Raw genomic sequence first — 9,001 nt, forward strand, 5'->3', positions numbered from 1 at the left:
TTGTGACTCGATCTACTGAGCGGCTTTGTCAGCCGCCTCAGCTTGCGACTTGCGAAGAGCTTCGCGGAACTCTGCCAATTGTCGTTCCAGAGGTGGAGAGTGCGGCATTAGCTCGCAAGCTCGCGTCTGCATTTCGATCGCCGCTTCGATGTTTCCCACGGCGAAATAACAACGGGCACATGTATCCATGAGTGCCGGTTGCTGAGGTGTCAGCTGCAACGACTCTTTGCTGTACCGCAGCGCCCTGGCGGTGTCACCGGTCGTGTTGCTGACCAACCACGCGTACGCATTGAGTCGCTTGGCCAACTCGCTTTTGGATGGCTGAAACGGCCCTGCACGCAACATCGAGTTTCTCGTATCCTCGACTTCGCTAAACGCTTGCCGGATTTGTTCATCGAGGGTTACCGACACCGATTCTTTCCATTTCGTGTCCCCATCGAGTCGGTACATGGCAATCAGGATATCGATGTTCTCTTTGTTCATCTCAAAAGCTTTCCGCAGCACCGGTTTGGCCGCTTCGGTTTCGCCTTGTTCGACCATCAGCAAACCCCGGTGGAAATCCATGTTGCTTTGGACGACGGTGTAAGAGAAACGTCGTGCGATCAGCCGATCTCGGAATTCGTTATCTTGATCGATCCGTCGGGTCAACGGTTCGAGCGTTTTGATCACGTCCGCATGACGAAGCAGTTCACCCAACATCGTCGCGAGCTGTAACCTCGCGAAGGACGAAACAGCGGTATCGATCGGCAATCGATCGATCACGATCTCGTACTCTCGCTCAGCCCATTGAAACAATCCGCGGTCGACGAGTTGGGTGGCGATCTCGATGTGGGCTTCGGCGTGATTCTCAATCGTCTGAGGATGCATCGGCGCCGGTTGGTTCGGATTAAAAGGGCCACCGTCGTCGGGACGCACTTCATCATCGCTTTGGACGACACGTTCGGGCAGCGGATTGATCGCCAGAGCGATTTCTGCCAGAGCGGACGCATCCTCCTCACGCCCCACGCGGCTATACGCTTCCGCGGCGGAGTAGAGCAGGATCGGGCTCTTGCGATACAGATCCTGATGGACGGCATGCATCGCGACGACCGCTTCGTAGAGCGAGTGGTCGAGTGCCCAGGTCGCTGTTTCGATCAGGTTGCGTGTCCGCGATGGGATCAGGTCCACGTTTGCAACGACAATCTCCAACGCTTCCTCTTTCGAACCGCGAGCGATGGCCCGCTCCGCCGTGATCCAGATGAGTTTCAACAGCTCGCTCGTGGAGACTTGCCGCTCGCTCATCGAGCCGGCCTCATCAGGGCTGAGCTGATCACGATTTTGTTTGATCAGATCGCCCCACGCGTGTGTTTCCAAACGACCATGCCGGAGATCGGCGGCGTATTGCATCAACCACAAACTGCTGATCCGATCCTGACCCCGCAGCGTGTCTTCGATCTGCGAGGCTTCGAAATCATCGCGGTCTTCTTCGACCGCCTCGTGCGTTTTTGTCGATCCGTCGGAAACGAGATCAAGCGTTTGCGAATGCTTGCGTGTTTCGAGACCCATCAGAGCCAGAGCGGCTGCCCGAGCGAGCACCGGTTCCGTCTCGAACCGGGCCAACCGCAACAGCGGCGAGAACGCGTCACGGCGGGGCAACTCCGCCAACGAGTCGATCCGACCGCGTCGCTGAGAAACGCTGTGTGATCCGTATTCCGACAACAGCTCCCGGGCCTCCGCCGAATCCGACGGCGTCGACCACTGGACCCGCAACCCGCTGGTCAGCCGTCTGGCCACAATTGCGACTTCGTTGTCAGGATGGTTGCGGGCTTCGCGCAGCTGATCGAACGCAGCCAGTCCGATCCGCATCAATCGGTCGCGACATCGAATTCGCGTCGCATAACTGTTTGACGCGAGACCTTCAATCAATTCCGCGATCTCCTTTTCGTCCGCGGTAGACGGGTCCGACAACGCCTCACGCTGGGAACGAGAATTTGAGTCAGCACTGCCGCTAGAATCCGAGGCCTGCGTCGTCGACGCGGGCGCACCCTGTTCACCAGCAGCACAAAGTCCGTTACCGGATGTCAACGTTAGAAATGTCGCCATCACAAGGCACCGCAGCATTGGCAGTGAGTGTGAAAACGTCAAAACGGTCGGAAAAGCGGGGAACATCGGCAGTATCGTCCGCAAAAAATTTAGATTTCGAATGCACCCAGCAGGCGGGCCGGTGCGACGTCTTTACTTTACCAAATGGGCACCACATCCAGCGCCCGGGCCATCTGTAATATGAACGAATCCCCCGGAAAGTCTGTATTTTCGCTGTAAAAAGGCTTCAGCCCGGCCTCAAAACATTTGCTATACTTGGGTTTCATAATTAAGCTGAAGTTGCGAATTCCAGAGCTGGCATCGATCGCCAAATCCCCAGCCACCTTTTCTGTTCGCGATGCTTCCGCTCGACGCGACCCAAGTCCCGATTGACGACTCGTGTTTCCGCCCCTTCTAGGATCTTGTCTGCGATGAAACTTCGCTTCAACCTCATTCTGAATCTCGTTGTAGGACTCGTGGCCATTGCGGCGACCGCACCCGCGACGACCGTCCAGGCCCAATCCGCCATTCTGTCGGAGATCTATGGCCGAGGTGTCCACGCCTACAACGCGGGACGTTATGACAAGGCGTCGGAGTGGTTGAGCATGGCGATCACCAACGGATTTCAAGATCCACGTGCCTACTATTTCCGTGGGCTTGCCGCAGCAGCCAGTGGACGGGCACAGGAAGCTAAAACTGATTTTCAACAGGGTGCCGAAATCGAAGCCCGTGGTGCCTTTGGTGACATCGTCGGACGCTCGTTGGCACGTATCCAAGGTCCAACCCGGATTGAACTCGAAGACGCCCGCGAAGCAGCAAGATTGAAGGCGTTGGCCCTCGGCGTCTCACGCTCTCAAGCCCGCTACGGTGAACTCGGTGTGCCCGCCGCCGGAGCGGCTCCCAACAATGCGACCGCCGCGACGCCACGAAAAGTGATGCCCCCCGCTGCCCCTCCGGTCGACGACCCGTTCGCCGATGACATGGGCGGCGATCCGGTAGTCGAATCCAACGACATGCTCGAAGGCGCCATGGATAATTCGATCCTCGGCGATGATGGCGGTGCAGCAACCCCTGAACCCACCGAAAGCAGCAACCCGTTTGACAGCGGCCCGTCGGACGATCCCTTCGGTGGTGGCGGTGCGATGGACGATCCCTTCGGCGGATTCTAAGTTCTCGCGACTCGGCGAAGTCTCTGTTGCTGAAGCAGCATGCCGGTTTCTCTGATGAGAATCGACATCATCAAAAAACCGCCCTTACTGGCGGTGTTTGCTCAGCCAGTTGTGCCGCTTGGCGCTAAACAAGTGTTGCCCGCCACGCATTTTGCTCATGAGGGCACTTCATCGGGGCACTCAGCCCAACACGATGCGGTAGGTAGGCTCGGGACGCCCCGGGCGAAACGCTTCGATCTGATCGATCCGCAAGCTGGCGGCATTCTGACTGGCTACTTTCGCGAGCACGTCTGAAACGATCGGCTGCAGCGATTCGGGAGCCAAGCAAACACGAGCATTCACGATCATCTTGGTCTGCGTCACCGAAAGTTCGCTCGCCACCGATAGCATCGTAGAGGTGTCGCTGCTGACGAGGTTCGCGACACTGACGCTGCTGTTGGACGAGCACAAGATCTTCAGGTGGGCCGGTTCGGCATCGACCGCTGCCAACTCATTCCGGATCGCGTTGACGGTCGAGACCGTCAAATCATCGAGCGAGAACGGTTGATCGGATTCAAAATAGGCCGTCGCGTTGAGCCATCCCAGCTCGGCTTCGCCATCGGCATAGATATCGTAATCCACGTCCATCATACGGTCGCGAGGCGAGGCATCGGTCAGCAAAACTTCGAACAGCTCTTCCAAGTTTTCACCCGTGCGGGCTGAAACGCAAACGATGCGGCGACCGGGATACTGTTCATTAAGATGCGTTTTGAGCGAATCGATCTGCTCACCACTGAGTTCGTCGATCCGGTTAACGACGATCACCTCTGACTCCTCAAGTTGTTTGCGGAAAATGTATTCCGCCTTCGGAGAAAAACCGGCTTGGCCGCCCGCAAGAATTCGCAGCGTGTGACTCGGTTTTAAGACCACCGCATAGGGACTGTGAACGAACTGCTCGCCCATCCGCTCCATCATCGGCATCGCGATCGTTGCGATCAGGTCGGTACAGCTGCCCACGGGTTCAGCGAGAATCACGTCGGGGCGTTGCCGCGTCTCGAACTCAGCCATCGCATCGGCCAATCCGGTGAAATTGCAGCAGAAACACGAGCCAGCGACTTCGTTGACGTCTAATCCCTCGCTCTTGAGCAGTTCCGTATCGACTAATCCGGCCGCCTGATCATTGGTAACCACGCAAACATGCTTGCCGTCGGCTTGAAAACGTTTAGCCAATTTGGAAATCAGGGTCGTTTTTCCCGCTCCGAGAAAACCACCGAGCATGATAAATCGAGTCATCTGTAGAAACCGAGGTGAGGAGGAGGGGCGAACGCGGGAAGGCTCTTTCAACGCAATTTATCGGTGAGCACAGCCCCCAAGACGCAAAAAACGTTTCGAAGGCGACGGTCCCGCCGAACCAGACCGCTGACCCGAGACAGGATGGCCGCTGCGATAGGGCCCCTTTTTACCGAAAAAGATGCCAAACTCACGTATTTCGGCTTTTCCGGTTGCGAGGAACAGGCGAAATTTCATTCTGACGGTTCTGTTTACCGATCTATCCTTTCGGGACTACTGCAATCATAACTTGAAGTGGTGGCCACTCCACCCACTCCTCTCAGCTTGACGACGAATCACCTCGATGCTTCAAACCGCCGAAAAACACAACGCCGCTCATACCGACCTCGCGTTTCAGCAATGCATCAATCCTGCATGTGGAGCGACGTACGAAACGATGACCATTCGCACGGCCTGCGACCGCTGCGGTGATCTGCTGGATATCTCGTACGACTGGGACCGCGCCGGCGTGCCGAGCCACCTCAGCGATTTCGAGGCGATGTGGAGCCAGCGAACCAATCCGGTTCGATTCTCGGGTGTGTGGCGGTTTCATGAATTGCTACCTTTTGCACCGCAAGAAAAGATCGTCACCGTTGGAGAAGGTCAAACTCTCCTGCAGCAGGCCAATGAGGTCGCCAAGTACGTCGGCATGAACCCCGGTCAACTGCACCTTCAGTACGAAGGCATGAATCCTTCGGGCAGTTTCAAGGACAACGGGATGTGCGCCGCCGTCACGCACGCCGGCATGATGGAGGCCAAGCGGGCAGCCTGCGCCAGCACCGGAAACACGAGTGCGTCGTTGGCCCTCTACTGCAGCGCCACGCGAGCCATGAAAGCGGTGATTTTCATCGGCAGCGGCAAAATCAGCTATGGCAAACTCAGCCAAGCTCTCGATTACGGCGCCCTGACCATTCAGATCGCGGGCGACTTTGACGACGCGATGATTCGCGTCAAAGAGGTCTCGAAACGACTCGGCATCTACCTTGTCAACAGCGTCAATCCGTTTCGCCTCGAGGGACAAAAGACGGTCATGTACCGCGTGCTCGAGGCACTCCGGTGGGAGGTTCCCGATTGGATCGTTGTACCGGGCGGCAACCTCGGTAACAGCAGTGCGTTCGGAAAGGCGTTCAGCGAACTGCATCAGCACGGACTCATCGACCGTATCCCACGACTCGCCGTCATCAACGCACGCGGTGCCGACACGCTTTACGAATTGGTTCACGACCACGGCGTTTGCTGGAACGGCGGGAATGTCAAAATGGATCCGATCAGCGCGTACAATGAGGCGATGGATCGTGACGGCAAACGGGCGGACACAATCGCCAGCGCGATCGAGATCAATCGTCCGGTAAACTTGAAGAAATGCTTGCGCGCACTCGAGGTCATGGACGGAGTTGTTCGCGAGGTCGACGATCAACAGATCCTGGACGCCAAGTCGCAAGTAGGTGCGGGCGGATTCGGTTGTGAACCCGCGTCCGCAGCCAGCGTTGCGGGTGCGAAACTCTTACGCAGCGAGGGCGTGATCGCACCTAGTGATCGTGTCGTATGCATTCTCACCGGCCATGAATTGAAAGATCCAACCGCGACCGTCGCCTATCACACTTCCGACAAAGAGCTGTTCGAGAAGACTCTCGGCAGCCGTGGAGTCAAGGAAGCCAAATACGCGAATCGCGCGGTACCGGTTGCTAACGATCTCGATGCGATCGTTGCGGCGATCGAGAATGCTCACCGCTAAAGGCGATTAAGACCGGGTCGCAGGCTTGGCTTTCGCCTGCTTGGTCGAATTCACGAGACGCTCTGCCGTCTCGTCGCGATAGAGCTGAGTCGAATTTTGGTGCGATTCAGCAGGGTCGTCTGAATCGGCTTCTTTGGGAATTTGCTTGACCACAGGATGCGATACGCCGTGAACGGTTACGATTTGGTTCGTCATTGATCTTGTCTTTGAAGTTATTGGTTGTGAAAGGAATGCGATCCGTCGCAGTGGCGTATCATCCAACCGGATGACATTGTCCCGCGACACACTCACTAATCGCACTAGTGCACGCAAAGCCCATTCCAATTGCTCCCATGTCGAACAGTTGGCAGTGGTGAGCTTCGGCCCCTATCTACACGAGCTCCCTCGGCCCACGTCGCCAGCGGTCGCTAAACGACCGCAATGAGCGAACAACGACCAAACCCGGTCGTTTTCTAGAAAAGCCCGCACCATCGTTTCCAAAAAGTCCGGCGATAAGGCCCTATGGAGGCGTGATCTGACCACTGGCACGTAATTCGCTTACAGATTACTGAGAGTTGAATTCCGCTCATCGGAACTCACCATTGTCAGTTGAAACGGCTCTTCGCAAAGGAACACAGATCATGTTAGTGCCTCTCATCAGTTGGATGATTTTTGGATTGGTAATCGGAGCGATTGCTCGGTTGCTCTATCCTGGCCGACAAGACATCGGGCTCCTTCGCACCATGCTATTAGGCGTTGTCGGATCGTTCGTTGGTGGGTTTATCGTTTACTTGTTCAGCGGCGGGGCTCCGATCCAGGCTGCGGGTTGGATCGGTTCGATGCTCGGAGCTGTCCTCGTACTCGCCGTTGCGATGCGTGCCGCCCGAAGTCACTCGTAATCAGATGAATTTTTTCCGCATTCATCTAACTGGGCTGTTCCTTTTCATCCTTTTCATTGCGATCGGATGCAGCACCGTCTCCGGTCAAGAGTCGTCATCCACCTCGACTGACACCGATCCGGTATCGACCGCGACTGTCGAGATCGATGACGTGGCGCCCGATCAAGCGATCGCTCGTCGCCTGACCGAGATCTTCGAATCGTCGGGATGGTTTAGCGATCTCAGCGTGAGTGCGAACAGCGGTATCGTTACGTTAGAAGGAGTGGCCGATACGGAAGAGCACCAACAATGGGCGGCGAACGTTGCCGGTCGGACTCAAGATGTGGTCTTCGTCATCAACAAACTAAGCATTGATCCGACTGTCGATCTTCAATCCAGTAGACAGATCGTTCAGAAAAGTCTTGGGTCGTTATTGCAAGACTTTCTCATCCGATCACCGCTTCTCATCGCCGCATTGCTTGTGCTCGTCATGACGGCGATATTGTCAAACGCCGTCGGTTGGCTCTTTGTCAAACTTCTCGGGCGACGCAATCTACGGCCGAGTCTCCAAGACCTGATCTACCAACTCAGTTCAATTGCCATTTGGATCGCCGGTCTCCTGACCGCTACGGTGGTGGCCTTCCCAGGCATGACACCGTCAAAAGCTTTGACAGTACTGGGACTCGGTTCGGTCGCGATCGGCTTTGCCTTCAAAGACATCTTTGAAAACTTCTTTGCCGGAATGTTGATCCTTTGGAAGTACCCGTTTGATCGCGGCGATTTCATTACATGCGATGACATCACCGGCAAAGTGGAACGCATCACCATCCGCAATACCATGATCCGCGGACTCGACGGTGAATTGTCGGTGGTCCCCAATGCAACTCTGTTCAAAAACAACGTCGACGTGCTGACGAGCCAACCACAGCGACGCGTGCGTGTGGACTGCGGTGTAGCGTATGACGTCGACGTTGACGAAGCCCGCGAAGTCATTCGCAATGCGGTAGCCGGGTGCGATAGCGTCCAAGCGGTGCGGACGGTCGAAGTGTTTGCCAAGGAGTTCGCCAGCTCGAGCGTCAACTACGAAGTCGCATGGTGGACCGGTTCCAAACCGACCGACATTCGCCGCAGTCGCGACGAAGTGGTTTCCGCGATCAAACGGGCACTCGATGACGCAGGAATTGAAATCCCATTCCCATACCGCACGTTGACGTTCAAAAATCCATCTGTCGAGTCGGCAATCCGCTCGTCAATTGCCTCCTCCAGCGAAGCCAACTAGCCGCTGCAAGGCTTGCGAAATCAACCTTTCGCTACGGTATCGCTCGAGCCGGCACGCCAATTGCGTTCTTGATCCTTTCGATACACCCCCACGTGGTGACCATTCAATCCAAACCCACTCATTAAGGAACAGACTTATGTCCACAACGATGACGAACGAAAACACCGCTCTCAAAGTAATCCTCTCGATCTTGTTGCCACCATTGGCGGTGTTCATGGATCGCGGATTGGGCACGCAGTTTTTCCTAAACCTCGTGCTGACTCTCGTCGGCTTCTGGATTGTCGGAATCATCCACGCATTGATCGTCGTGCTGTAAAGCTCGTTCTCTAAGTCTCGTGCTGCGAATCGACGTGGTAGACACAGAGTCGGCACCTACGCCACGGCGTTACCGGCTCTGCATTGCTACGTTCGCATGCCCGTGAGGCCAACTAGTTCGCGGATTCTTTCGGGGCCGTCGCATTACTGCGGGATTCCAAAAGTAGCGGAACGGCGCAAGCGTCCGGTCCCGAGTCACCGGACGGCTCGCGCCGTTTCACTATAAAGAGCACTCAATCACTCGATGTCCCCCGAGGGAAAGAATTGCGGGGGTTAC

At 56.2% G+C, this 9,001-nt stretch carries 8 protein-coding genes; 5 read left to right on the plus strand and 3 right to left on the minus strand.

The window, feature by feature from the left end; genetic code table 11:
* Positions 1 to 12: 12 nt before the first annotated feature.
* The gene (locus NB063_RS26690) at positions 13 to 2,100 is read right to left on the minus strand and encodes a tetratricopeptide repeat protein (protein ID WP_250932109.1); all 2,088 of its coding nucleotides are present in this window, start codon (positions 2,098 to 2,100) and stop codon (positions 13 to 15) included.
* A 392-nt stretch (positions 2,101 to 2,492) separates the two neighbouring features.
* Between NB063_RS26690 and NB063_RS26695 the strand changes: the two genes are divergently transcribed.
* Positions 2,493 to 3,230 carry a hypothetical protein gene (locus tag NB063_RS26695; RefSeq protein ID WP_250932110.1) on the plus strand — a complete coding sequence of 246 codons (738 nt, stop codon included), beginning with the start codon at positions 2,493 to 2,495 and terminating at the stop codon, positions 3,228 to 3,230.
* 180 nt (positions 3,231 to 3,410) lie between these two features.
* Here NB063_RS26695 and NB063_RS26700 read toward each other — a convergent pair whose 3' ends face one another.
* Complete coding sequence (locus tag NB063_RS26700; RefSeq protein ID WP_250932111.1) at positions 3,411 to 4,502, minus strand: GTP-binding protein; 1,092 nt, start codon at positions 4,500 to 4,502, stop codon at positions 3,411 to 3,413.
* A gap of 340 nt (positions 4,503 to 4,842) precedes the next feature.
* Here NB063_RS26700 and thrC point away from each other — a divergent pair, with 340 nt between their 5' ends.
* On the plus strand, positions 4,843 to 6,273 hold the full coding sequence (gene thrC, locus NB063_RS26705; RefSeq protein ID WP_250932112.1) for a threonine synthase: 1,431 nt from the start codon (positions 4,843 to 4,845) through the stop codon (positions 6,271 to 6,273).
* A 6-nt stretch (positions 6,274 to 6,279) separates the two neighbouring features.
* Here the strand turns inward: thrC and NB063_RS26710 are convergent, their stop codons facing one another.
* On the minus strand, positions 6,280 to 6,468 hold the full coding sequence (locus tag NB063_RS26710) for a hypothetical protein (protein WP_250932113.1): 189 nt from the start codon (positions 6,466 to 6,468) through the stop codon (positions 6,280 to 6,282).
* Positions 6,469 to 6,893: 425 nt separating this feature from the next.
* On the opposite strand from NB063_RS26710, the gene NB063_RS26715 reads away from it, so the two are divergent.
* The 3 genes from NB063_RS26715 (at position 6,894) to NB063_RS26725 (ending at position 8,725) form a co-directional block, all read left to right on the plus strand.
* Positions 6,894 to 7,151, plus strand: coding sequence for a GlsB/YeaQ/YmgE family stress response membrane protein (locus tag NB063_RS26715; RefSeq protein ID WP_250932114.1), 258 nt, complete (start codon positions 6,894 to 6,896; stop codon positions 7,149 to 7,151).
* A gap of 4 nt (positions 7,152 to 7,155) precedes the next feature.
* The gene (locus NB063_RS26720) at positions 7,156 to 8,409 is read left to right on the plus strand and encodes a mechanosensitive ion channel family protein (protein ID WP_250932115.1); all 1,254 of its coding nucleotides are present in this window, start codon (positions 7,156 to 7,158) and stop codon (positions 8,407 to 8,409) included.
* 136 nt (positions 8,410 to 8,545) lie between these two features.
* Complete coding sequence (locus NB063_RS26725) at positions 8,546 to 8,725, plus strand: YqaE/Pmp3 family membrane protein (protein WP_250932116.1); 180 nt, start codon at positions 8,546 to 8,548, stop codon at positions 8,723 to 8,725.
* The last annotated feature ends 276 nt before the right edge of the window (positions 8,726 to 9,001 follow it).

Source organism: Aporhodopirellula aestuarii, from assembly GCF_023701485.1.
GTDB classification, from domain to species: Bacteria; Planctomycetota; Planctomycetia; order Pirellulales; family Pirellulaceae; genus Rhodopirellula; species Rhodopirellula aestuarii.

Bases quoted from the DNA above. Each gene is read 5' to 3' on its own strand.
- NB063_RS26690 (WP_250932109.1), bottom strand. From the start codon at position 2,100: ATGCTGCGGTGCCTTGTGATGGCGACATTTCTAACGTTGACATCCGGT.
- NB063_RS26695 (WP_250932110.1), top strand. From the start codon at position 2,493: ATGAAACTTCGCTTCAACCTCATTCTGAATCTCGTTGTAGGACTCGTG.
- NB063_RS26700 (WP_250932111.1), bottom strand. From the start codon at position 4,502: ATGACTCGATTTATCATGCTCGGTGGTTTTCTCGGAGCGGGAAAAACG.
- thrC (WP_250932112.1), top strand. From the start codon at position 4,843: ATGCTTCAAACCGCCGAAAAACACAACGCCGCTCATACCGACCTCGCG.
- NB063_RS26710 (WP_250932113.1), bottom strand. From the start codon at position 6,468: ATGACGAACCAAATCGTAACCGTTCACGGCGTATCGCATCCTGTGGTC.
- NB063_RS26715 (WP_250932114.1), top strand. From the start codon at position 6,894: ATGTTAGTGCCTCTCATCAGTTGGATGATTTTTGGATTGGTAATCGGA.
- NB063_RS26720 (WP_250932115.1), top strand. From the start codon at position 7,156: ATGAATTTTTTCCGCATTCATCTAACTGGGCTGTTCCTTTTCATCCTT.
- NB063_RS26725 (WP_250932116.1), top strand. From the start codon at position 8,546: ATGTCCACAACGATGACGAACGAAAACACCGCTCTCAAAGTAATCCTC.